General features: G+C 68.0%; 23 protein-coding genes. 16 read left to right on the forward strand and 7 right to left on the reverse strand.

The window, feature by feature from the left end; all coding sequences use genetic code 11:
- Positions 1 to 60 precede the first annotated feature (60 nt).
- Positions 61 to 777 carry a hypothetical protein gene (locus tag ACN0TP_RS12490; protein ID WP_417219483.1) on the forward strand — a complete coding sequence of 239 codons (717 nt, stop codon included), beginning with the start codon at positions 61 to 63 and terminating at the stop codon, positions 775 to 777.
- 22 nt (positions 778 to 799) lie between these two features.
- Here ACN0TP_RS12490 and ACN0TP_RS12495 read toward each other — a convergent pair whose 3' ends face one another.
- Positions 800 to 1,423: a trimeric intracellular cation channel family protein gene (locus ACN0TP_RS12495; protein WP_417219710.1), complete on the reverse strand. Its 624-nt coding sequence runs from the start codon at positions 1,421 to 1,423 to the stop codon at positions 800 to 802.
- 197 nt (positions 1,424 to 1,620) lie between these two features.
- Between ACN0TP_RS12495 and ACN0TP_RS12500 the strand changes: the two genes are divergently transcribed.
- Positions 1,621 to 2,016, forward strand: coding sequence for an acyl-CoA thioesterase (locus ACN0TP_RS12500; RefSeq protein ID WP_417219484.1), 396 nt, complete (start codon positions 1,621 to 1,623; stop codon positions 2,014 to 2,016).
- Between the two features lies 1 nt (position 2,017).
- Here the strand turns inward: ACN0TP_RS12500 and ACN0TP_RS12505 are convergent, their stop codons facing one another.
- Positions 2,018 to 3,499, reverse strand: a complete 1,482-nt coding sequence (locus ACN0TP_RS12505; protein WP_417219486.1) for a SulP family inorganic anion transporter — start codon at positions 3,497 to 3,499, stop codon at positions 2,018 to 2,020.
- Positions 3,500 to 3,607: 108 nt separating this feature from the next.
- On the opposite strand from ACN0TP_RS12505, the gene ACN0TP_RS12510 reads away from it, so the two are divergent.
- The 8 genes from ACN0TP_RS12510 to ACN0TP_RS12545 all read left to right on the forward strand — a co-directional run bounded on the left by ACN0TP_RS12510 (position 3,608) and on the right by ACN0TP_RS12545 (position 12,096).
- Positions 3,608 to 3,988 carry a hypothetical protein gene (locus ACN0TP_RS12510; RefSeq protein ID WP_417219488.1) on the forward strand — a complete coding sequence of 127 codons (381 nt, stop codon included), beginning with the start codon at positions 3,608 to 3,610 and terminating at the stop codon, positions 3,986 to 3,988.
- Positions 3,989 to 4,380: 392 nt separating this feature from the next.
- On the forward strand, positions 4,381 to 6,006 hold the full coding sequence (locus ACN0TP_RS12515; RefSeq protein WP_417219490.1) for a ribonuclease J: 1,626 nt from the start codon (positions 4,381 to 4,383) through the stop codon (positions 6,004 to 6,006).
- Positions 6,007 to 6,141: 135 nt separating this feature from the next.
- On the forward strand, positions 6,142 to 7,521 hold the full coding sequence (locus ACN0TP_RS12520) for an FAD-binding oxidoreductase (protein ID WP_417219491.1): 1,380 nt from the start codon (positions 6,142 to 6,144) through the stop codon (positions 7,519 to 7,521).
- Positions 7,521 to 8,252 (forward strand): FadR/GntR family transcriptional regulator, encoded by a 732-nt coding sequence (locus ACN0TP_RS12525; protein WP_417219493.1) that lies wholly within the window; start codon positions 7,521 to 7,523, stop codon positions 8,250 to 8,252. The genes ACN0TP_RS12520 and ACN0TP_RS12525 overlap by 1 nt, the downstream gene beginning before the upstream one ends.
- A gap of 65 nt (positions 8,253 to 8,317) precedes the next feature.
- A complete protein-coding gene (locus ACN0TP_RS12530; RefSeq protein ID WP_417219494.1) occupies positions 8,318 to 8,755 on the forward strand; it encodes a LexA family protein in 438 nt (145 codons plus the stop codon).
- 7 nt (positions 8,756 to 8,762) lie between these two features.
- Complete coding sequence (locus ACN0TP_RS12535; protein ID WP_417219712.1) at positions 8,763 to 10,067, forward strand: Y-family DNA polymerase; 1,305 nt, start codon at positions 8,763 to 8,765, stop codon at positions 10,065 to 10,067.
- 129 nt (positions 10,068 to 10,196) lie between these two features.
- The gene (locus ACN0TP_RS12540; RefSeq protein ID WP_417219496.1) at positions 10,197 to 10,706 is read left to right on the forward strand and encodes an NADPH-dependent FMN reductase; all 510 of its coding nucleotides are present in this window, start codon (positions 10,197 to 10,199) and stop codon (positions 10,704 to 10,706) included.
- Positions 10,707 to 10,836: 130 nt separating this feature from the next.
- Complete coding sequence (locus ACN0TP_RS12545; RefSeq protein WP_417219497.1) at positions 10,837 to 12,096, forward strand: MFS transporter; 1,260 nt, start codon at positions 10,837 to 10,839, stop codon at positions 12,094 to 12,096.
- An 18-nt stretch (positions 12,097 to 12,114) separates the two neighbouring features.
- Here the strand turns inward: ACN0TP_RS12545 and ACN0TP_RS12550 are convergent, their stop codons facing one another.
- Complete coding sequence (locus tag ACN0TP_RS12550) at positions 12,115 to 13,119, reverse strand: NADP-dependent oxidoreductase (RefSeq protein WP_417219499.1); 1,005 nt, start codon at positions 13,117 to 13,119, stop codon at positions 12,115 to 12,117.
- A gap of 142 nt (positions 13,120 to 13,261) precedes the next feature.
- Here ACN0TP_RS12550 and ACN0TP_RS12555 point away from each other — a divergent pair, with 142 nt between their 5' ends.
- Positions 13,262 to 13,891: a TetR/AcrR family transcriptional regulator gene (locus ACN0TP_RS12555; protein WP_417219501.1), complete on the forward strand. Its 630-nt coding sequence runs from the start codon at positions 13,262 to 13,264 to the stop codon at positions 13,889 to 13,891.
- Here the strand turns inward: ACN0TP_RS12555 and ACN0TP_RS12560 are convergent.
- Entirely contained in the window at positions 13,866 to 15,287 is a 1,422-nt protein-coding gene (locus ACN0TP_RS12560; protein WP_417219714.1) for an amino acid permease, read from the reverse strand. The two genes, ACN0TP_RS12555 and ACN0TP_RS12560, sit on opposite strands and share 26 nt — an antisense overlap.
- A gap of 382 nt (positions 15,288 to 15,669) precedes the next feature.
- Between ACN0TP_RS12560 and ACN0TP_RS12565 the strand changes: the two genes are divergently transcribed.
- A complete protein-coding gene (locus ACN0TP_RS12565; protein ID WP_417219503.1) occupies positions 15,670 to 16,776 on the forward strand; it encodes a thermonuclease family protein in 1,107 nt (368 codons plus the stop codon).
- On the forward strand, positions 16,773 to 17,438 hold the full coding sequence (locus ACN0TP_RS12570; RefSeq protein ID WP_417219504.1) for a VC0807 family protein: 666 nt from the start codon (positions 16,773 to 16,775) through the stop codon (positions 17,436 to 17,438). The genes ACN0TP_RS12565 and ACN0TP_RS12570 overlap by 4 nt, the downstream gene beginning before the upstream one ends.
- Here ACN0TP_RS12570 and ACN0TP_RS12575 read toward each other — a convergent pair.
- Together ACN0TP_RS12575 and ACN0TP_RS12580 are read right to left on the reverse strand one after the other, a co-directional pair.
- On the reverse strand, positions 17,435 to 17,794 hold the full coding sequence (locus tag ACN0TP_RS12575; RefSeq protein ID WP_417219506.1) for a hypothetical protein: 360 nt from the start codon (positions 17,792 to 17,794) through the stop codon (positions 17,435 to 17,437). The two genes, ACN0TP_RS12570 and ACN0TP_RS12575, sit on opposite strands and share 4 nt — an antisense overlap.
- 41 nt (positions 17,795 to 17,835) lie before the next feature.
- Positions 17,836 to 18,477 (reverse strand): LysE family translocator, encoded by a 642-nt coding sequence (locus ACN0TP_RS12580; protein ID WP_417219508.1) that lies wholly within the window; start codon positions 18,475 to 18,477, stop codon positions 17,836 to 17,838.
- A 110-nt stretch (positions 18,478 to 18,587) separates the two neighbouring features.
- Here ACN0TP_RS12580 and ACN0TP_RS12585 point away from each other — a divergent pair, with 110 nt between their 5' ends.
- The 3 genes from ACN0TP_RS12585 to ACN0TP_RS12595 all read left to right on the forward strand — a co-directional run bounded on the left by ACN0TP_RS12585 (position 18,588) and on the right by ACN0TP_RS12595 (position 21,081).
- The gene (locus ACN0TP_RS12585) at positions 18,588 to 19,037 is read left to right on the forward strand and encodes an Lrp/AsnC family transcriptional regulator (protein ID WP_417219510.1); all 450 of its coding nucleotides are present in this window, start codon (positions 18,588 to 18,590) and stop codon (positions 19,035 to 19,037) included.
- A 394-nt stretch (positions 19,038 to 19,431) separates the two neighbouring features.
- Positions 19,432 to 20,820 carry an MFS transporter gene (locus ACN0TP_RS12590; RefSeq protein ID WP_417219512.1) on the forward strand — a complete coding sequence of 463 codons (1,389 nt, stop codon included), beginning with the start codon at positions 19,432 to 19,434 and terminating at the stop codon, positions 20,818 to 20,820.
- An 87-nt stretch (positions 20,821 to 20,907) separates the two neighbouring features.
- Entirely contained in the window at positions 20,908 to 21,081 is a 174-nt protein-coding gene (locus tag ACN0TP_RS12595; RefSeq protein ID WP_417219514.1) for a DUF4956 domain-containing protein, read from the forward strand.
- Positions 21,082 to 21,529: 448 nt separating this feature from the next.
- Here the strand turns inward: ACN0TP_RS12595 and ACN0TP_RS12600 are convergent, their stop codons facing one another.
- Complete coding sequence (locus ACN0TP_RS12600; protein WP_417219516.1) at positions 21,530 to 22,429, reverse strand: LysR family transcriptional regulator; 900 nt, start codon at positions 22,427 to 22,429, stop codon at positions 21,530 to 21,532.
- Positions 22,430 to 22,472: the final 43 nt, after the last annotated feature.

Consider the following 22,472-nt stretch of genomic DNA (forward strand, 5'->3'; position numbering starts at 1 on the left):
CGTTGTGGAGACGGGCCGCTGCCTGCAGACTGGGGGAACCAGCGAAGGGAGCGATCCAGCATGAGCACCGACGATCCGACACCACGCACCGAGGCCTTTGAACACCAGCATCCCACCGAACGCATCAGCGCCACCCATCGGCCGGTGGAACCCGCAGGACGGGCAGAGCCCGAACCGTCCTCCCGGTTCGACCCGGATCCCGACGAACGGGACCGGGCCGGCGTCCCGGTCCGCGAGGAGGCCGAACGCCGCCGCTTCGGTGGGGTGAAGATCGGGTCGGCCTTCTTCGGCTGGCTGACCGCCATGGGGATGAGCGTGCTGCTCACGGCACTGTTGGCTGCGGCCGGCGCGGGCATCGGCCTGGCCAACGGTTCCTCCGCCGAGGACCTGGTGAACCAGGCGTCGAAGGACGTGGGGGCCATCGGTGTCCCCAGTGCCATCGCGTTGGGCATCATCCTGCTGGTCGCCTACTACTGCGGCGGCTACGTCGCCGGGCGGATGGCCCGCTTCAACGGGATCCGCCAGGGCGTGGCCGTCTGGTTGTGGGCAATCGCCATCGCCCTGGTCCTGGCCGCAATCGGCGCCATCGCCGGTAGCCAGTTCAACGTCCTGGGCAGCCTGAACATCATGCCCCGGGTGCCGCTGGACGAAGGGGCGCTGACCGCGGGCGGGATCACCGCACTGGTGATCGCCCTGCTCATCCCGCTGCTGGGGGCCATCCTCGGCGGTCTGGCCGGAATGCGGTACCACCGCAGGATCGACCGGGCCCTGGCCTGAGGCGGCACTGGCCCGAGGCCGGCTACGGCAAGCCGGCGGATCCGGTGCGCCCGGACGCCAGCGGAACCGTCCACCCATAGCGCAGCGACAGCACCCGGGTGGTGAAGACCAGGGCGGCGACGACGGTTCCGGTCACCGGGTTGAGCACGTCGAAGTGCCAGAGCAGTGCGGTCAAGGCGGCGCCGCAGAGTGCGCCGATCGCATAAACGCCCCGCGGGTTGAAGACCTGGGGCACCTCGTTGGCGACGGCGTCGCGCATGACGCCGCCGCCGACAGCGGTGGTCAACCCGAGCAGTGCCGCGGAGATGGCACCCATGCCCGATTCCAGGGCGGTGACCGTTCCGGTGACGCAGAACAAGGCCAGCCCACCGGCGTCGAACAGCATCAGCGTGCGGCGCAACCTGCGCACCCCGAAGACGTGCAGGTACACGGCCAGAGTCGCCAGCACCGGCGGGATGATGTACAGCGGCTGGCTGAAGGCGTTGGGTGGGCCCTGGTCGATGACCAGGTCGCGGATGACGCCGCCACCGAGGCCGACGAGCGAGGCCAGCATGATGGAGCCGACCACGTCGAAATCGCGACGGGCCGCGAGCAGTGAACCGGAAACCGCGAAGAAGAACACCCCGAGCAGGTCCAGCAGGAGCATGAGGCTCACGGGACGCGCCGGCCATCATGGGCAAGGTCGGCTGGCGACACGGTCGGCTCCTCTGGTTCGGCAGCTGTCCGGAACGCGGGGCCCCGGGCTCCGGACCCGGCAGGGGTCGCGGCGTGTTCATCGTAACAACGGCGTGCCCCGACGCCCTGCCGGCCCGCTACCGCACCGTGCGCCGATAGGATCCGGACATGAGTTCCCTCGACTTCACGATCGCCCTGCGCTGGTCCGACCAGGACGCCAACGGACACCTGAACCATGCGCGCATCGTCACCCTCATGGAGGAGGCCCGGGTGCGGTGGACCCGCAGCGTGGGCGGATTCTCCACCCGCGTGTCCGGGGTCGTGGTCGCGTCCCTGAAGGTCGACTACGTGGCGCAGGCCGAATACGTCCCGGAGATGACGCTGCGCCTGGGCGTGGAGCGCATCGGGACCAAGTCGTTCACCCTGCGCCACACCGGCATCCAGGGCGATACCACTGTCTTTGTCGGCTCCACGGTGATCGTCCCCCTGGACGCCGAGCGGACCGGTTCCCGTGCCCTGAACGACGGCGAACGCCGGGCCCTTCAGGCAAACCTCCTGGACTGACTCAGTCCTTCAGGAAGCCCGAGAGCCGCCGGTCCAACGCCGAACTGCGTTCGTCCAACCCGGTCACCGCCACCTCGGCCCCGTGCTTGGCGTACTTGTCACGGACCGCATCCAGGGCGGCGATCGTCGAGGCGTCCCACAGCTGGGCCGCCGACAGGTCGATGACCACCCGGGAGGGGTCCTCCGCGTAGTCGAACTGCTCCACCAGGTCGTTGCTGCTGCCGAAGAACAGCGGGCCCGACACCGTGTAGCCCACGGAAGCACCGTCGTCGTGCGGTGTCCTGGTCACCACCAGCACCCGGGCGACCCGGCGGGCGAAGAGGACCATGGCCAGCAGCACGCCGACGCCGACACCAACGGCGAGGTTGCCGGTGGCGACGACGGCGATGATCGTCACGGCGAGGACCAGGGTCTCGGGCAGCGGCATGCGGCGCAGGGTGGCGGGGCTGACGGAATGCCAGTTCACCGTCTGCACGGCGACGACCATCATCACCGCGGCCAGGGCGACCATGGGGATGCGGGCCATGACGTCGCTCAGGGAGGTCATGAGCAGCAGCAGGAACAACCCGGCCACGAGCGTGGAGATGCGGGTGCGGGCCCGTCCGAGTTTCACGTTGACCACCGTCTGCCCGATCATCGCGCAACCGCCGATGCCACCCCAGCCGGCGGCCAGCATATTGGCCACGCCCAGCCCCCAGGATTCGCGGCCCTTGTTCGAGTGCGTCTCGGTCAGGTCGTCGGTGACCTTGGCCGTCAGCAGGGTCTCCAGCAACCCGACGAACGCCACCGACAGGGCAGTGGGCCAGATCAGCCGCAGGGTCTCCAGGTTGACGGGTACGCCCAGGGCGGTCAGCCCGGGCAGCGGCCCGCCGATGGTGCCCTCGTCGGCGACGTCGGGCAGCGTCCAGTTCAGGACGATGACGGCGGCGGTCGCCAGGACGATCGCCACCAGCGGTGCCGGAACGACGGTGGTGAGGCGGGGGAGCAGCAGGATGATGAGCAGCACCGCGGCGAAGACCGCGTACCCCAGCGGCGGCAGGTCCAGCACATGGGGGACCTGGGCCATGAAGATCATGATGCCCAGGCCGTTGACGAAACCGAGCATGACCGAGCGCGGGACGAAGCGCATCAGCCGGGCCAGGCCGAACACCCCGAACGCCACCTGGACCAGCCCGGCCAGGACGATGGTGGGCATCAGGTACTCGACGCCGTGCGTCTTCACCAGCGGGCCGACCACCAGCGCCACCGATCCTGCTGCAGCGGTGACCATGGCCGGTCGGCCACCCAGAAACGACATGGAAACGGCGAGGACCACCGAGGCCAGCAGGGAGACCTGCGGGTCGACCCCCGCGATGACCGAGAAGGAGATGACCTCCGGGATGAGCGCAAGGGTCGTCACGATCCCGGCGAGCACCTCGGTGCTCAGGGCACGCGGGGACCGCAGGATGCTGCGGACTGGGGTGGGGGCGGGAACGGCTGACACAAGGGACAACTTTACGGGGTGCACCCTGCAGGCTTATGCCGGGCATAACCCGTGCATAATGCGGGCAGCGAGGGTACGGTGGGGATACCAGTCGAATGGAGGTCAGTCATGACCATCGCTCCCGGCGGTCCCCGGCACCAGACACGAACCCTGGACATGGACATCGACGAGGTGGTGCGCGAGCTGATCGACGTTTTGACAGCGAATCTCGTCGCTTCAATTGCTGGCATCAAGGATCCCGGCCAGGCCCGCAAATGGGCGCGTGGAGAACTTGCCCCGCGACCCCCAGCCGAGCAACGGCTTCGGTTCGCGCTGGAGACCTTTAATCTCATCGCCGAATCCAGCTCCCCTCGCCGTGCCCAGCGGTGGTTCCTCTCCATCAACCCGCAGCTGGAATTCCAGTCGCCGATCCAGGCAATTCGCGAAAATTCCTTTCGACTCGTAGGGTCCGCCGCGCGGGCTGTGGCCGAGGATCCCTCGGACGCATGAGCAGGAAATTCGGAATGGCCGGCAACGACGATCATTGTTGGGCGGAGTTTTTGGACCCAGCCGACCCGCCACGCGACGTCGAGGAGTCGCCAATCTATGCGCATGACCCAGACGTCCGCACTGCAGTGCTTCGAACCGGGGTGCACATCCCGTGACCGTCCTGGGACCCCGGCTACCCCGACCATGCCCCCGTTGTGAAGCGGTGGTAAAGTCAAGGTAGATATGCTTCCGCCGCCCATGGGTCGCGGGCGCCCTTGATTTTCCCGGTGTGCTCCGGCGTCGACCGAAAACAGACGCCGCCGACCGGATATGAAAAAACAACACCGCACAGAGAACGGACCCCCTTGAGAAAAAAGCAGCATCAGAACCCGCCCGCCCTCGCGAAGGGAGCCATGCGGATCACCCCGCTGGGCGGCCTGGGCGAGATCGGCCGCAACATGACGGTCTTCGAGTACGGCGGCAAACTGCTCATCGTTGACTGCGGCGTCCTGTTCCCGGAGGAACAGCACCCCGGGGTCGACGTGATCCTCCCCGACTTCTCGGCGATCCGCGACCGCCTCGATGACGTCGTCGGCGTCGTGCTCACGCACGGCCACGAGGACCACATCGGCGGCATCCCGTACCTGCTGCGCGAACGCGCCGACATCCCGCTGATCTCCGCCCGGCTGACCCTGGCCTTCGTGAAGACCAAGCTGCAGGAACACCGCATCAAGCCCAAGGTCGTCCAGGTCAAGGAGGGCGAGCGCAAGAAGTTCGGCCCCTTCGACCTCGAGTTCCTGGCCGTGAACCACTCCATCCCCGACGGCCTGGCCGTCGCGATCCGCACCCCCGCCGGCCTCGTGCTGGAAACCGGTGACTTCAAGATGGACCAGTTCCCGCTGGACCGCCGCATCACCGACCTGGCCGGGTTCGCCCGCCTGGGCGAGGAGGGCGTGGACCTGTTCATGCCGGACTCCACCAACGCCGAGGTCCCGGGCTTCATGGCCGCCGAGGCCGAGCTGCTGCCGGCCATCGACAACGTCATGCGCACCTCCCCGCGCCGCGTGATCGTCTCCTCCTTCGCCTCGCACGTGCACCGCATCCAGCAGGTCATCGACTCGGCCCACAAGTACAACCGCAAGGTCGCCTTCGTCGGCCGCTCGATGGTCCGCAACATGGGCACCGCCAAGGAGCTCGGCTACCTGAAGATCCCGCGCGGCGTGCTGGTGGACTTCAAGGAGGTGGAGAAGATGGCGCCGGAGAAGGTCGTCATCATCTGCACCGGCTCCCAGGGCGAGCCGATGGCCGCCCTGGCCCGCATGGCAAACCAGGACCACGTCATCGACCTGGTCCAGGACGACACCGTGTTGCTGGCCTCCTCCCTGGTCCCGGGCAACGAGACCTCGATCTACCGCCTGATCAACGACCTGACCAAGCTCGGCGCCAACGTGGTGCACAAGGGCAACGCCAAGGTCCACGTCTCCGGACACGCCTCGGCCGGCGAACTGGTGTACTGCTACAACCTGGTCCGCCCGAAGAACGTCATGCCCGTCCACGGCGAGCACCGGCACCTGAAGGCCAACGCCGAACTGGCCATCCGCACCGGCGTGGACCCGAAGAACGCCCTGGTCCTTGAGGACGGGGTGACCGTCGACCTCAAGGACGGCGTCGCCCGCGTCTCCGGCAATGTCGCTGCCGACTACGTCTATGTCGAGAACATGGTCGCCGGCGCCGCGACCGAGGAATCCCTGCAGGACCGCATCCGCCTGGCCGAGGACGGCGCGCTGACCGTGCTGGCCATCGTCGATCCGGAGACCGGTGCCCTGGAGGAGGACCCCGAGTTCTTCCCGGTCGGCTTCACGTTGTCCGACAAGGACCTCGGCAAGGCCGTGGGCATCGTGGAGAAGACCCTCGGCGGCCTCAGGGGCGTCAAGACCGGCCCCGACGCCGAACGCGCGATCTCCCAGGCGCTGGTCCGCTGGTCCGACCGCGCCATGCGCCGCAAGCCGGTCGTCACGGTCATCACCGTCGACGCCTAGCCTCACCGCAGCACAGGAAACCGGCCCCGATCACACCGATCGGGGCCGGTTTTCTGTTGCACGACGGCCGTTGACAGCGGTCAGACCGCTTCGTAGGGTGGGCCCACTGCCAGCATCCGGACGAAGGGGACCGCCGTGGACACCTCACCCGCCACATCCAAGACCTCCGCATCGGCCGCCCTGCTCCGGGGATGCCGCACCGCCTCCACCGACCCCCGGGACCGCGCCCGTGCCAGCACCGACAGGTCGGGGTACGTTTCGCCGTCGATCCCCGACGGGGTCGTCTTCGCCGGGAGCATCGACGAGGTCGCCGACACCCTGAGGCGGGCCACCGAGCTCGGGGTCCCCGTCGTCCCGCGGGGTGCCGGCAGCGGGCTGGCCGGGGGAGCGGCGGCCCGCGCGGGGGACGTGGTGCTGGATGTCTCGCGGATGAACCGCATCCTGCACATCGACCCCGTCGAGCAGATCGCCGTCGTCGAACCCGGTGTGCTCAACGCCGAAGTCAACGAGGCAGTCGCGGCCCATGGGTTGTTCTACGCCCCGGATCCGGCCAGCACGGCCATCTGCTCCATCGGCGGGAACATCGCCACCAACGCCGGCGGCATGTGGTGCGCCAAGTACGGGGTCACCCGGGAATCGATCCTGGCACTGCGCGTGGTGCTGCCCGACGGGCGGCTGCTGGACACCGGCCGCGGCACCATCAAGGGCGTCACGGGCTACGACCTGAACGCCCTGATGATCGGCTCCGAGGGGACGTTGGGCGTCGTGGTCCAGGCGACCCTGCGGTTGCGGCCGAAGCCGATTCGCACCGCGACCCTCGTGGCCTACTTCCCGGAGGTCGCGGCGGCCGCGCAGGCGGCATCGGCCATCATCGCCGCCCGGGTGCAGCCGTCGGTGCTCGAACTCATGGACGGCAAGACGCTGGAGGCGGTGGACGCCGCCCAGGGCACCGACCATGCGGCCCGTGGGTCTGCCTTCCTCCTGGCCCAGACCGACGGCTACGGCGCCGAGCTGGAACAGGAGGCGGTCATCGAGGCCATCCGGCCCTTCGCCTCCTCGATCGAGCTGGCCGGGGACGCCGAACAGGCCGAGGCGCTGATGGCGGCCCGACGGGCGGCCATTCCGGCGATCGAGCGGCTGGGCCGGGTCTCGATCTGCGACGTCGGCGTACCCCGGAACCGCCTGGCCGAGGCCTTCTCCGGGTTGGAGGAGATCTCCCGGCGCACCGGGGTGCGGATCTTTACCGTCGCCCATGCCTCCGACGGCAACCTGCACCCCATCATCGCCGTGGACCCCGAGGCATCGATCACCGATGGTGCTGCCAAGGTGGCCCTGGCCGAGATGTTCCATCTGGCCCGGGGCCTCGGGGGCACGCTCACCGGTGAACACGGGGTCGGACTGCTCAAGCGGGACTGGCTCGAGGAGGAACTGGGGGAGACTTCGTTGGCCCTCCAGCACGCCATCCGCGACGTCTTCAACCCGAATGGGATCCTCAACCCGGGCAAGGCCATCTGATGTCCGGGGCGCACCGGAGCTACGACGCACTGCTCGCCGACGTCGAATCGGGTCTGGGCTCCGGGTCGATCAGTGTGGGGGACCAGCTGCCGGGCGAACGGGTCCTGGCCGGAAAATACGGCATCTCCCGTGCCTCGGTCCGCGAAGCCGTCCGCATCCTCGACGTCCTGGGGATCCTCGACGTCCCGGCCAACGCCGGGCCGCGCTCCGGTCCCGTCGTCATCTCGAACCCTTCGAGGGGGCTGGGCTCCGCTCTGCGCCTGCACGTCGCGGCCAGGGGACTCTCCGTGGCCGACATCGTTGAAACCCGGATCCTGCTGGAAACCTGGGCGGCACGTGCAGCGGGCGAACACCCGTCTCCCGGAGATCTGGCGGAGGCCCGCACCCTGCTGGAGGCCATGGATGCGCCTGACCTCTCCCCGCGGGAATTCCACGGGCTCGACGCCCGGTTCCACGTGGCGTTGAGCCGGCTGGGCGGCAACGTGGTCATCGAAACGCTGATGGAGGCCCTGGGCGGATCGATCAGCGGCTACATCGGCGACGCCCTGGCCGCCCTGGACGATCCCCGGGCGGCGATGGACGAGCTCAGGTCGCAGCATCATGCCATCTTCGACGCGGTCAACGGCCGCCGGCAGGACACCGCAGCCGGGCTGCTGCGCGACCACATCCACTGGCTCGATGACCAGACCCGAGGGGACGTCCCGGAAACCAGGGGCCCCGGCACCCGGTAGGTCCCGATTCCAGGGTAGCGATGCTAGAGTTTGCATCGAAGATATGTTCTAGTGCAGGGGGTCTGGTGTTCGGTCAGGATCCGGTCCACGTCCCCCCGCCCGGCACGGGTCCTGACGGCGTCTCGGGCGGGTCGACAGTGGAGCGCCAAGCCAGCGGCTTCCCGTCCCCGGCCCGCGACTACTTCCACGGCGGCATCGACCTGAACCGCCACCTCATCCGCGACCGCACCTCGACCTTCATCATGCGCGTGTCGGGTAATTCGATGGCGGCCTCCGGCATCTGCGACGGCGACGAGGTGATCGTCGACCGTTCGCTGGAACCCCGGGATGGCAAGGTGGTCATCGCCGTGCACGACGGCGAACTGCTCATTCGCCGCCTCACGGCGGATGCCGCCGGGGTCAGCCTGCGCACCGACGAGCCGGGCTCCCTGTCCCTGGTCGTCGCGCAGCTGGAGGACCTGGTGATCTGGGGCGTCGTGACGCGGTGCCTGCATCGTGTCTGAAGCGGGGATGGGCGGGCACCGCCTCGCGCTGGTGGACGTGAACAACTTCTATGTCTCGTGCGAGCGAGCCTTCGACCCGCGCCTGGAAGGGCGCCCCGTCGTCGTGCTCTCGAACAACGACGGCTGTGTGGTGGCCCGTTCGGAGGAAGCCAAACGAGCGGGGATCAAGACCGGGACCCCGTGGTTCCAGGTGCAGGGCAGTGCCGAGGCGCTGGGGTTGGTGGCCCGCTCGAGCAACTACGAGCTCTACGGGGACATGTCCGCCCGGGTCATGGAGGTGATCGGCCGGTTCGGGGCGTGGCAGGAGGTGTACTCCATCGATGAGTCGTTCATCGGGCTGCCCGGCGACGAGGCGATGCTGCGCGCGACGGCGGGGAGGATCCGGGAGGCCGTCTGGCGCCATGTCGGCGTTCCCGTGTGCGTCGGCGTGGCACCGACGAAGACGCTGGCGAAATTCGCGAACCACGTGGCCAAGCGCAACCCGTCCCTGGGTGGCGTGTGCTCGCTGGGCAGCGTGCCCGAGGAGGAGATCCGCCGCATCCAGTCGCGCGTTCCGGTCACCGGGCTCTGGGGCGTGGGCGGGCGGACCGGGACCCGGCTCAATGCGCTGGGCATCGACACGATCGCGGACCTGCGGGACGCCGATCCGCTGATGATCCGCAAGAAGTTCTCGGTGGTGCTCCAGCGCACCGTGCTCGAACTCAACGGCACGCCCTGCATCCCCGAGGTCGAGGAGCGGGCGGACAAGGCGCAGATCATGTTCTCGCGCAGCTTCTCCACCCCGGTGACCACCGGGGCCGACATGGACCAGGTGATGGCGCTGTATGCCCAACGCGGTGCCGCCCGGATGGCCGCCGAGGGACTGCGCGCCTCGGTGCTGACCGTGTCGGCGGGGGTCAGCCGGTTTGCCGGTACGCCGTCGGGGGCCGGGGCGGAGGCACCCGCGCCGTCGAACCCCGTGGTGTCGGTCCGGCTGCCCGCGCCGACCCAGGACCCGATCGTGTTGACCCGTGCCGCCGTGGCGGCCATGCGCGAACGCATGGTGTCCGGGACCCGGTATGTCCGCGCCGGGGTGATGTTCTCCGGGCTCGAACCGGCCACCGGGCAGGCGACCTTCGACGCGTTCGCCGGCGAGGGGGAGGAGCGCGACATGGGGACGTTGCTGGGCGACGTCCGTGCCCGGTTCGGCGAGGCGGCCATCGGATTGGGCCATGCCGGGCTGGCCGAGCCCGCGGGGTGGAGCATGAAGCGGGAGTTCGCCTCCCCGCGGTACACCACCGAATGGGCCGACCTGCCGGTCGTCTCCGCCTGAGCCGGCGGCGCAACATCGCGCCGCGGGACGCCACACTGCGTCATCGACGTGCCCCGCCGGCGCCCACTGGGCACCATGGAAGCGGCGGGCGGTCCGGCCCGTATCCCCGAGAACCGTGGAGGACCCACCGTGAAGACCCTCGTCGTCGCCGGCAACCCCAAGCCGGAGTCCCGCACCCTGGACGCCGGCCTGCGCCTGGCCCGCTTGCTGGCCGGACCGGGGGCGGGGGAGCCCGGGGTCATCGACGTGATCACCCTCGGCCCCGGCCTGCTGGGGTGGGGCGACGAGACGGTGCGGTCCGCCGTCGCCAGCGCCGCCGGAACCGACCTGCTGGTGGTCGCCTCCCCGACCTTCAAGGCGACCTACACCGGGGTGCTGAAGCTGTTCCTGGACCAGTTCGCGACCGGCGACGGGCTGGCGGGCGTGACCGCCGTGCCGCTCATGCTCGGGGCGGCGCCCACGCACTCGCTGGCACCGGAGCTGCACCTGAAACCGGTGCTGGTGGAACTCGGTGCGACCTGCCCGGCCCCGGGGCTCTACCAAATCGACAAGACCTACGCCGACGACGGGACGGCCGAGGCGTATTCACGGCGCTGGGCGTCAGCGCTGACGGCCACGGCGACGCAGGGGCGCAACTGACCCACACACCGGCCGGCGCGGCCGGCCATGACCCGCCTCACGGTGCCGGAGGCTGTGTTGACGGCGGGATGGGTGGGGCCCGACGGTAATCTGGTGACGCCGTGCCCGTCGTTCCCGAACCGGAGGTCCCATGTCGTCAGCGCCCACCGGTGGCAGATCGCAGGCCTGGCTCTGGACCCTCGTGGCCGCCGGCTTCTTCTCGCAGACGGCGCTGAACCTGGTCCGCCCGGTCACCACCTACAAGCTGATCGACCTCGGCTCGGACGCAACGGTCATCGGCCTGGTCACCGCGGCGTACGCGATCCTGCCGGTCGTGACCGCCATGTGGCTGGGCCGGCTGACCGACCGCATCCCGGGGCTGCGCGCCATGGTCGCCATCGGAGCGGTGACCCTGGGCCTCGGCGCCGCGGGGTTGGCGCTGGCCGGCAGCATTCTCTGGGTGGCGGCGGCCAGTGCCGTGTTGGGCATGGGGCATCTGGTGTTCACCATTGCCGGTCAATCGGCCATCGCCAGGTTCTCGCCCAACGACCAGCTGGACAAGGGCTTCGGCTGGTTCACCGCCGCCTATGCCGGCGGGCAGATCGCCGGCCCGTTGGTTGCCGGGCTGCTGCTCGGGGGGACCTCCGACGCGGCGACGGGATCGCGCGCCGGGGCCATCACCTTTTCCATGTGGCTCGGAGCCGGTCTGGCGCTGATGGTCCTGCCGGTGATGTTGCCGGGCATCATCTCCAGCCGTGCCGGCACGCAGGGGGCGGCGGCCGAGGCGCTCCGCCGTCGCGCAGCCGCCCAGGGTGCGGCGGCCGATGAGGCCGACGCCGGCAAGCCGACGATGTCCGCCATCCTGCGTCGACCCGGCATCCCCTCGAACATGCTCGCCTCGTTGGCACTGCTGGCGATGCTGGACATCCTCACGGCGTTCCTGCCCCTGGTCGGCGAGGCCCACGGCGTCTCGCCGGCATGGATCGGCATCCTGCTGGCCGCCCGAGGTGCCGGCACGATCATCTCGCGCGGCTTCCTGCCCTATCTCAGCCGGCGGATACCGCGGCGCACCCTGCTGATGCTCAGCCTCTACGGGGCCGGCATCTGCCTGGCCGTGCCGGCGCTGGTCATCGACCTCCCCTGGGCGACCCTGGTGCTGCTGTTCGCCGGCGGGATCTTCCTGGGGCTGGGCCAGCCACTGACCATGTCCCTGATCTCCGAGGCCGTCCCGCGCCACTGGAGGGGCTCGGCGCTGGCGGTGCGGCTGCTGGGCAACCGGGTGGGGCAGGTCGTCATGCCGATGGCTGCCGGCGTGATTGCCGCACCCTTGGGGCCCGCGGGGGCCATCTGGTTCAGTTGTGCGGTGCTGGTGGGCAGCGGCCTGCAGAAGTCCCTCGCCCGCACCCGCTGACCAGCCGGCACCGATCCGTTAGAGCCTGACGACCATCTTGCCCGTGTTCGCCCCACGCAGCAGGTCCAGGAACGCATCCACTGCGTTCTCCAGCCCATCGACAACTGTTTCGTCGAACACGACGTCGCCGGCGGCCACCCAGGCTCCGGTCTGCTCGGCGAAGGCACCGAAGTGCTGCCAGTAGTTGCCCACCGTGAAGCCCTCCAGGCGCAGTCCCCGGGTGACCAGGTTGGCCATGTTCCGCGGTCCGGGAGTGGGCTCGGTGGTGTTGTACTGCGAGATCGCCCCGCACAGTGCCACCCGGCCGGCGTCGTTCATGGCCCCGATGGCTGCCTCGAGGTGCTCGCCGCCGACGTTGTCGAAGTATACGTCGATGCCATCCGGGGCAGCGGCGGCCAACTGGCCGGCGATGTCGCCGTCCTTGTAGTTGAACGCGGCGTCGAAACCGTACTTGGAGGTCAGCAGGTCGACCTTTTCGGTGCTGCCTGCCGATCCAATGACCCGGGCTGCACCCTTGAGGCGTGCGATCTGCCCGACCATGGTGCCCACAGCCCCGGCGGCGCCGGAAACGAAGACGGTGTCGCCCTTCTTCAGCGAGGCGATCTCCAGCAGGCCGACCCAGGCGGTCAGCCCGGTCATGCCCAGGGTGCCCAGGTAGACGGACAGCGGCAGGCCCTCCAGCTCGGTGACGGCCCGGAAATCGGCGGCAGGGCCCTGGGCGATGTCGCGCCAGCCCTGGGAGTGCAGCACGGGGGTGCCCACGGGCAGGGAATCGTCGCGGCTTTCCACGACGCGGCCCACGGCGCCACCGTTCATGACCTCGCCGATCTGGAACGGCGGGACGTAGGACTTCACGTCGTTCATCCGCCCGCGCATGTAGGGGTCCACCGACATGAACTCGTTGGCGACGCGGACCTCGCCCTCGGCCAGGGCCGGGAGCTCGACGACGGCGGTGCGGAAGTTCTCGGGCGCGGGCCACCCGGTGGGGCGGCTGGCGAGCTGGATGTGCGTGCTGGAAGTCATGGGGTTCTCCCTCGTCCGGGGTGGTGTCGCGGTCTGCGATGACACTACAATATTAGAACGATCAGTACACAATGGACTTTTGAGGCGAACCTCACCCCCGGCGCAACCGGGGGGACGGTGCCGGAAACAGGCGGCACGGCAGATGGCACGGACCAGGGCATTCGATACGGACGACGTCGTCCAGGCGGCGCGCGACGTCTTCTGGACCCTGGGGTACGACGCCGCATCCATGCCGGATCTGGAGCGGGCCACCGGGCTGGGACGCTCGAGCCTCTACAACGCCTTCGGCTCCAAACGCGGGCTCTTCGACGTTGCGGTGCAGAGCTACCTTGATGAGGTCGTCCGTCCCCGGTTGGCCGACGTGGCCGCGGCATCCTGCGGGGCGGACGGGCTCCGCGGTTATTTCGAGTCGATCGCCGAGGCTATCGCCGACGGGGGAGCCGAACGCCAGCGCGGGTGCCTGCTGCTCACGGCCTCCACCGGCCGCAGCGGCCAGGATGGCGAGGTGAGGGCTGCCGTGGAGGCCTACCGCGAGGAGGTCACCTCTGCCTTTGCCGCGGCCCTGCAACGCGACCTGGATCCGGAACGCAGCGACGGCGCCGCCCCGCAGGACTGCGCCGCCACTGGCCCGGAGGCCCGGGTTGCCGACAGGGCCCGGCTGCTGTTCGCCCTGTTGACGGCCGGCATGACGCTGGCCCGGATCAATACACGCGAGGCCGTGGCGACACTGCGCCAGGCCGCAGGGTTCACCGGTCCGTTGGCGCTCCGGTGACCTCGGCCTCCCGGGCCTGGCCGCTGTCCGCCGGTGCACTGGCGGGGGCGGGCCGCCTCCGGTAGCGGAACACTCCCAGGGCGACCACGATGACCGCCAACGCCAGTGAGAGGAACAGCGACTCACGGGTGTCCGGCAGGACCACCATGCCGATCAGCAGCGCCACGATCGCACCGATGGACAGCCACGTCAGGTACGGGAACATCCACATCCGAAGGGGCAGGTTCCGCGCTTCGGCGCCCATGCGGCGACGCAGGATCAGCTGCGAGCAGGCGATGACCAGCCAGACGAACAGGGCGATCGCCCCGGACGTGTTGACCAGGAACAGGAACACCGTGTCCGGCCACAGGAAGTTCAGGCCCACTGTAATGAACCCGACCACTGTCGAGGCCAGCACCGCCGAGATGGGGACGCCGCGACGCGAGGTCTTCTGCCAGGACGCCGGGGCGTCGCCGCGGGTGGCCAGCGAGAAGATCATGCGGCTGGCCGTATACAGCCCGGAGTTCAGGTAGGACAGGACCGAGGTCAGCACGACGATGTCCATGATCGTGCCGGCCGCCGGGACGCCGAAGCTTTCGATGACCGCCACGTACGGGCTCTTGGCCACGGAGGCCGAATCCCACGGAAGCAGGGTCACCACGATGGCCACCGAGCCGATGTAGAAGATCAGGATGCGCCAGACCACCGAGTTGACTGCCTTCTTCACGGCGTCGACGGGGTTTTCTGATTCACCGGCCGCGATGGTCGCGATCTCGGCACCGAAGAAGGAGAAGACGACGACCAGGATGCCTGCCAACACCGCGGTCCCGCCGTTGGGGAAGAACCCGCCGTGGCCGGTGAGGTTGGACATGCCCGGGGCCTGCACCCCGGGAATCAGGCCGCAGATGGCAGCGATGCCGGCGATGAGGAACAGGATGATGGCGGTGATCTTGATCGAGGCGAACCAGAACTCGAATTCGCCGTAGGATTTCACGCTCCAGACGTTGGTCAGCGTCAGCAGCACCATCAGCGCCAGTGCCCAGACCCACTGGTCGATGCCAGGCACCCAGCGGTGCATGATGGCGGCACCCGCGGTGGCCTCGATGCCCAGCACGATGATCCAGAACCACGCGTAGAGCCAGCCGATGCTGAATCCGGCCCACCGGCCCAGCGCCTTGTCGGCATAGGCGGAGAACGAACCGGTCTCCGGGTTGGCGGCCGCCATTTCGCCGAGCATGCGCATCACCAGGATGACCACGACGCCCGCCGCGGCGTAGGCCACCAGGATGCCGGGACCGGATTGCTGGATCGCCGCGCCGGAGCCGACGAATAGGCCGGCGCCGATGACGCCCACGATGGCGATCATGGACAGATGGCGCGGTTTCAAGGTCTTCTGCAGCTGTGGCGGCGTTCCCAGGGGGCCCTTTCCGTTGCGGATGTTGGTGGCCCCGGCGTGAGGTGGGCGACTTTTTCGCCCATCGAACCGGTGCGCGGTATAACGTATTCCCGCGGGCGCCGGGAGGCCAATGTGGGTTCGCACAATATTTCGCGCTAAAATCGGTGCAGCCAGACATTCAGGTGGTGCCCCGTGCCCACGCCTGCACGTCTTGGACTGCGGATCCGCCCCCGGGTATCCCGCGTGGTGGCATGTCATGGGAATGGCGCCGGACGCGGACCCGATCCAGGCGGGCTGCCGACGCATTTGACGTGGGCGGCTTGTCGGAACCATCGGGGCGGGGCTACGTTGGATAGCCAATTGTTCCGCGGGCACACCCTCGCAACCCACTGGAGGCTAGCGCATGGTCGAACCATCGACCTTGAACAACCCGGCGTTGAAGAAGACCGCGGCAGTGATGCTGGGGGCCTTCCTGATCACGACGTCCCTGTCGGGTTGCCGGATGAACTTCTCAGACCAGCACGTCCCCGAGGTGGCCGGCATCGTCGTGCGCGTGGTCGATGGGGATACCTTCGTCGTCGACGTCGACGGCAAGGAAAAGACGGTCGACCTGCTCAATGTCCTGGCGCCGGCCGACGGCGAGACCCCTGAATGCCTGGCCCCCGAGGCCACCAAAAACCTGGCCTCCGTGCTCAAGGAGGGTGACAAGGTCCGCCTCGAGTACGACGACGACCTGCCGCCCAAGCGCCGGGAGAACAGGGCCGCTGCCTTCTCCGCAGGTGTCTTCGTCAACGAGGAAGTCGCCAAGGCCGGCTTTGCCGTCGCCGAGAAAGACAGCCCGAACAACCCGTACTATGACCGCATCCTGGCGGCCCAGAACGCGGCCCGCACCGATGGCAAGGGTCTCTTTGACGGGTCGCGGAGCTGCACTGTAGCGGCCACCGTGGAGCCGGCCATCAAGCGCATGAAGGACGTCTCCAAGGCGCCGCCGGTGAGCGTGGAATCGGCCAACAGCATGGTCTCGGACCTGGAATCCATCGTTTCCGACGGGGCCAAGGCCAAGCAGACCCTGGCCAACATGCAAGTTACCGAAGGCACGGCGCAGGCCGTCGTCTACGCCTCGGAACGCGCGCCCTGGGAAAAGCAGATCGACCAGACGGTCGCAGCCGCGCAAAAGCGGCTGGTCGCCGTGAAGGGCGAGCAGAAGAAGCTGGTGGCCGAAAAGAAGGCCGAGGAGAAGCGCAAGGCCGAACTGGCCAAGGCGGCTGCCGAGCGGGAAGCCGCCGAGCGTGCCGCGGCCGCTCAACGCGCCGAAGAAGCCGCCAAGAGGCAGGAAGCGAAGGACAAGGCCGAGGCATCGAAAAAGGCCGAGGAGTCCAAGAAGGCCGAGGAATCGAAGAAGGCTGAGGAATCGAAGAAGGCTGAGGAGTCCAAGAAGGCCGAGGAATCGAAGAAGGCTGAGGAGTCCAAGAAGGGCAAGCCCGGCAAGGACGACCACAAGAAGCCATGACACCCGGCCGGGCACGGCGAAACAGGGTCCGTGCCACGGCCGGATTCCTGGTTTCCCTCGCCCTGCCGGTGCTGCTGTACTACGTCCTGCGCGCCGCGGGAGTCGGGGTCTATGCTGCACTGCTCGTGACGGGGGTGCTCTCCGCCGTCCCGTCGGCCTACCAGCTGGTCCGGGGCAGGACCGTCGGCAGGATTGCCCTGTATTTCTCGTTCATGTCCATTGGGGCGCTGCTCGTCTCGCTGGTTCCCGGTGATGAGCGCTTCCTGCTGGCCAAGGGGGCCGTGCTGACGGCAGCCACCGCCGGAGTCTTTCTCGTCAGTCTGCGATCGCGACGGCCCCTGGTTTTCTCCCTGACCCGGCCGCTGCTGGAGGGGCGCTGGAACTGGCCGTCGGACTGGGACCGGATCTTCGAGGAATCACGGCGCTTCCGCAGGATGTGGCGCGTCACGACCGTGATGTGGGCGGCCGGGCTCTTGGGGGATGCCGCGGGCCGGGTGGTCATGGCCTTCACGCTGTCCCCGGACGTGGTGCCGGCGCTGGCCACTGTGCTCTACGTGGTGACCCTCGTCGTGCTGAATGTGGGCGTGAACGTCTACTACATTGCCTGTGGTGTCTTCAATCGCCGATCGAAACTCTATGAACGGGATCCTGCATCGGGCTAAAACAGGATCAACAGCGTGCCAGCCAGGAGGAGTACGACAGGGACCCAGATCAGGCGGCTGCGCTTCATGAACGCCACACAGGCGACAATCGGTGCGATCAGGACGACGACGATCCCGCCGACGCCCACCCACCCCTGGACGGGGTCCGGCTTGGAGCACTCGATGAAACACCCCGAAAAGCCAATCGACGCGATCAGCAGCAGGAAGAATGCCGGGACTGCGGCCAGCGCGTAGCCGACGAGGAGCACCAGTGCAGCGTGCCACCACCTGCGGGGTTTTCGGGCGGGGGATGGGCCCGCAGCCGCCGCTTCGGACTCCGCGTCGGAGCTGGAGGCGCTGCGCGACGGTTCGCTCATGGGCTAAGTCTGCCAGAGCGCCTCGGAGCCAGCGAGGGCGACTAGGCTGCGGAGAAGGCAGCGATCTGTTCGCCCAGCAACACGGTTCCCAAGCCCAACATGATGATCCCGCTGCACAGGGTCACGATGCGGGCCGCCGAAGGCCGGCTGGCGAGCAGTCGCCGCGCCCCGAAGGCCACGCCCGTGTAGACCACTGCCGAGATCAGCAGGTGCGAGATCCCCAGGATGCCGGTCTGGACCGGGGCCGGGAGGCCGGCGTGGAGATCGATGAATTGCGGGATCAGCGCCAGGTACAGCAAGAGCGCCTTGGGGTTCGTCCCGCTCGTTCCCAGGCCGCGCAAGAAGGTCCCGGCATTGCCTGACGGCGGGGACGCGGACCCGTCCGTCGTCGTGTATCCCGCCGTCCGCCAGGAACGGGTGGTCGAGATGCCGAGCCACAGCAGGTACGCCGCACCGGCGAGCGTCAATCCAGCCAGGAGCTGGGGCATGGCGATGACCAGGGCGGCCAGCCCCGCGACGATCAGGATGGTGTGCAGCAGGTACCCGCCCAGTAGTCCTCCGACGGCGGGGGCGATCCTGCGTCCCCCCAATCCGGAGGAAATCGCGTAGGCCCAATCGGCGCCCGGAGTCAGGGCCAAGGCCACGGAGACGGTGGCGAATCCGAGGATGAGTTGCGGGTCCATGGCGGCTTCCTGTGGTGGATGGTTGTCTTGGGGAAAAGTTTAGGAAAATAGGACCCCAAAGTGCTTCCCTATTAGGCGGAGAATCGCCTCACCGACGATAAGATTCTTGCGTGATTGATGATATTGACAGAAGGATTTTGTTTCTGCTGCAGAAAGATGGACGGATGACGGTCACGGCGTTGGCCTCTGCCGTCGGACTGACCGTCGCTCCCTGCCACCGGCGCCTCAAGGACCTTGAGGCAGACGGCGTCATCACCGGCTACCGCGCACTGGTGGACGCGCCACGGATTGGGCTGGGATTCCAGGCCCTGGTCTTCGTGACCTTGAAGGACCGGCAGAACATGAGGGCCTTCGAAGATGAGGTCGAAGCGATCCCCGAGATCACGGAGGCGTCTCGTCTTTTCGGGGAGCCCGATTTCCTCCTGAAGGTAATGGCTGCGGACCTGCCGGGTTACCAGAAGTTCTACGACGAGGTGCTCATCGGTCTGGCTGGGGTCGAGAAGCTGACCTCGACGATCGTGATGAAGAGCCTCAAGGGGGCGGGGGAACTTCCCTTGTAGTTGCGCGTGCGGGCGTGCGGCCGGCTGGCCAGTCGTGTCGCGCAGGGCCTCCAGGGGCCGGCGCCTCCGCGCCGGACCGCATCGACCCGGTCCCGGGGATGCCTCCTGCGTCGCCGGATGGGATCTCCGACTTCGGCGGTGCCGCCTGGCCCTGCCCCAGAAGGGCGGATTCCCGGTCCAATTCCACCCCCGGTGGCCAGTGTGCAACAGCAGGGCCCAGCTGCGGCGGGTCCGCATCCAGCGCACAGCAATGCACATGCGATGAACGCTAATGTGCGTTGAAAGGTCTCGAATTGGCTGTAATACTGCGGTGAGCGATCCGGCTGTGTCGCGCGTCACATGCGCGTCGGGCCGGTGGTCATTCACACACTGTGTCTATTTGAGGAGCAAAAACATGGCGGCAACATCGCCAACTGGTCAACAGGGGCTGGGCGCAGGCCTGAAGAAGGTGGTGGTCGCTTCGATGGCGGGGACCGTCGTCGAATGGTACGAATTCTTCCTGTACGCCGCAGCCTCCACGCTGGTCTTCGGCCACTTGTTCTTCCCGAACTCCAACAGCGACCTCGACGGCATCATGAAGGCCTTCCTGACCTATGCTGTCGGCTTCATTGCCCGGCCCATCGGCGGCATCGTGTTCGGACATTTCGGTGACAAGTTCGGCCGCAAGAAGCTGCTGCAGTTCTCCATCATCCTGGTCGGGGCATCCACCTTCCTCATGGGCTGCCTGCCCGGATTCGATGCCATCGGCTACGGGGCCCCGGTGCTCTTGGTGGCCCTCCGCTTCATCCAGGGCTTTGCCGTCGGCGGGGAATGGGGCGGCGCCGTCCTCCTGGTCGCCGAGCACAGCCCGAACGACCGCCGTGGTTTCTGGGCCAGCTGGCCTCAGGCCGCAGTGCCGATGGGCAACCTGCTCGCCACCGGCGTCCTGCTGTTCCTCTCCTTCGCCCTGAGCGAGGAGGCGTTCCTCGGGTGGGGTTGGCGTGTGGGCTTCTGGCTCTCGGCAGTGATCGTGCTGATCGGCTACTACATCCGCACCAAGATCTCCGATGCCCCCATCTTCCTGGAGGAACAGAAGAAGATCGAGCGGAACAAGGACGTCGGCTACGGCATCGTCGAGGTCTTCAAGCGCTACCCGCGTGGCGTCTTCACCGCCATGGGCCTGCGTTTCGCCGAGAACATCCTCTACTACCTCGTGGTCACGTTCTCCATCACCTACCTGAAGATCATCGTGGGCATCGAGACCTCTCACATCCTCTCGATGCTCCTGCTCGCCCACGTCATCCACTTCTTCGTGGTCCCGCAAGTGGGTCGGCTGTCGGACCGGATCGGACGCAAGCCCACCTACCTTCTGGGCGCCATCACCGGTGCGACCTGGGGATTCTTTGCCTTCCCGATGATGGACACCGGAAATGACTGGATCATCCTGGCCTCGGTCACCATCGGCCTGTGCTTCCACGCGCTGATGTATGCCGGCCAGCCCGCCATTATGGCCGAGATGTTCCCGACCCGCATGCGGTATTCCGGGGTCTCCCTGGGATACCAGGTGACCTCCATCGTCGCCGGTTCCCTGGCACCGATCATCGCCACCTCCCTGGTGGAGAAGTACCAGTCCTCGGTGCCGGTGGCGATCTACCTGCTCATCGCCTGCGCCATCACCGCTGTCTCGGTGCTGGTCCTCAAGGAAACGCGCGGCATTTCGCTGCAGGCGGTCGACCAGGCCGATGCCGACGGCACCGCCGCCCTGCAGGCCACCACTGCCAAGAAGGAAGCCGAAACGCGGTAATCCGGTCGCGGATGCCTCGAACTGGACGGGGAAGATGAGAACCTTCTCATCTTCCCCTTCCTTTTCCCTCATTTTTCCTCCCCCGCCTTGAGCGACGGGATCTTCGCGGTGACGCTGCTGCTCTCGGGCAGTGTCGCCGGGATGGGGCTTGGCTGGGGGCTCTTCGGCATCCTGTCCATCATCCGCTTGCGCTCCGATGCCCTGACGCCGGAGGAAATCGCCTACTCTTCGTGTCCCTGGCCATCGGACTGGTCTTGGTGATGTTCGATTCCGCAAACCTTCTGCCGTCGCCTCCGGCGGTGCTTGCGCCCCACGAAAATGCCGGCACCTACCGGGTGGCGGGGCGGGGGCGCATCCCGCAGGAGACCTGCTCTTGAGCGCCGAGGCAACGCGGGGCATTGGCCACGCCGCCTTGCAGGAAGCCGCGGGCACCAGACGACCGATCGGATTGGACGAGGTCATGCAGGAGGCGGTGCTGCACACACGCGTCGACCAGGCCTGGTCATCGTCGCCGTCTTCCCCATCGAGGAGAATGCCGGGTCCCAGGTCACGGCTCGGTGGGCTGGCGAGAACGCGGGCCAGCCCGACGACGCCGATGCCCAGAACCACCAGGACGAGGGCGGCACCGCAGATCCGACGCCAGTTTTTGCTCAGCATCCATCCATTCTCACCCCTCAAGATGAGACGAAGATGAGAAAGTTGAGCGTGGTCAGGACCCCAGGGCCACGCGTTGTCGGCGGGTCTCGGCCAGGAACGCGCCGATCACCGCCTGCACCCCGGGGGCGCGCAGCGATTCCGGGCGGGCGAGCGCGGAGTAGTTGACGCTGCGCTCGAAGGAATCCACCAGGACCGGGGTGAAGTCCGGGTCTCCGTGGACGACGTAGGAGGGGAGCATGCCGATCCCGCCGCCGGCCCGCACTGCCTGGAGCTGGGCGAAGATGCTGGTGGCCTGGAACGCCGCAGACGGCACCGGCAGCCCGGTGGAGCGGTAGTCCAGCTCGGCGACCTGCAGCTCCGAATCCACGTAGGACACGAAGCGATGGCGGTCCAGGTCCGACAGCGACGTGGGCCTGCCCTGCTCCTGCAGGTAGCCCGGGCTAGCGAAGAGGCGCAAGGTGTATTCACAGAGCACCATGACCTCCGACCGGGAATCCTCCACCCGCCCGGCCACGACCTCCAGGTCGACACCAGAGCGGTTCCGGCTGGCCCGACGGGTCGCACTGAGCAGCTCGACCTTCAGCCGCGGGTGGTCACGCTGCAGGTCCACGATGGCCGGCCCCGCGATGTAGGCGCCGAAGGCGTCGCTGACGTGCACCCGCACGACGCCGGACACGACCTCCCCGCGGTGGCTCACCTCGGATTTCAAGGTCGCCAGGCTCGATTCGATCGACTCGGCGGCCCGGAGGGCATGCCGACCCAGATCCGTCAGCTCCCAGCCGGCCGGGGTCCGTGCCAGGGTGCGGCCTCCCAGCTGACGGTCCAGGGCGGAGATCCTCCGGGAGACCGTGGTGTGTGTGGTCTCCAGGGCCTCGGCGACCGCGGTGAAGCGCCCGAGCCGGGCCACGGTGAGCAGGACCAGCAGGTCATCAGGGTTCGGAAATCTGTTCATGGTGGTCGACGCCCGTTCTTGCTGTGCATCTGTGCACAGCACT

It is taken from the genome of Arthrobacter sp. (genome assembly GCF_048266065.1).
Lineage (GTDB): Bacteria > Actinomycetota > Actinomycetes > Actinomycetales > Micrococcaceae > Arthrobacter_H.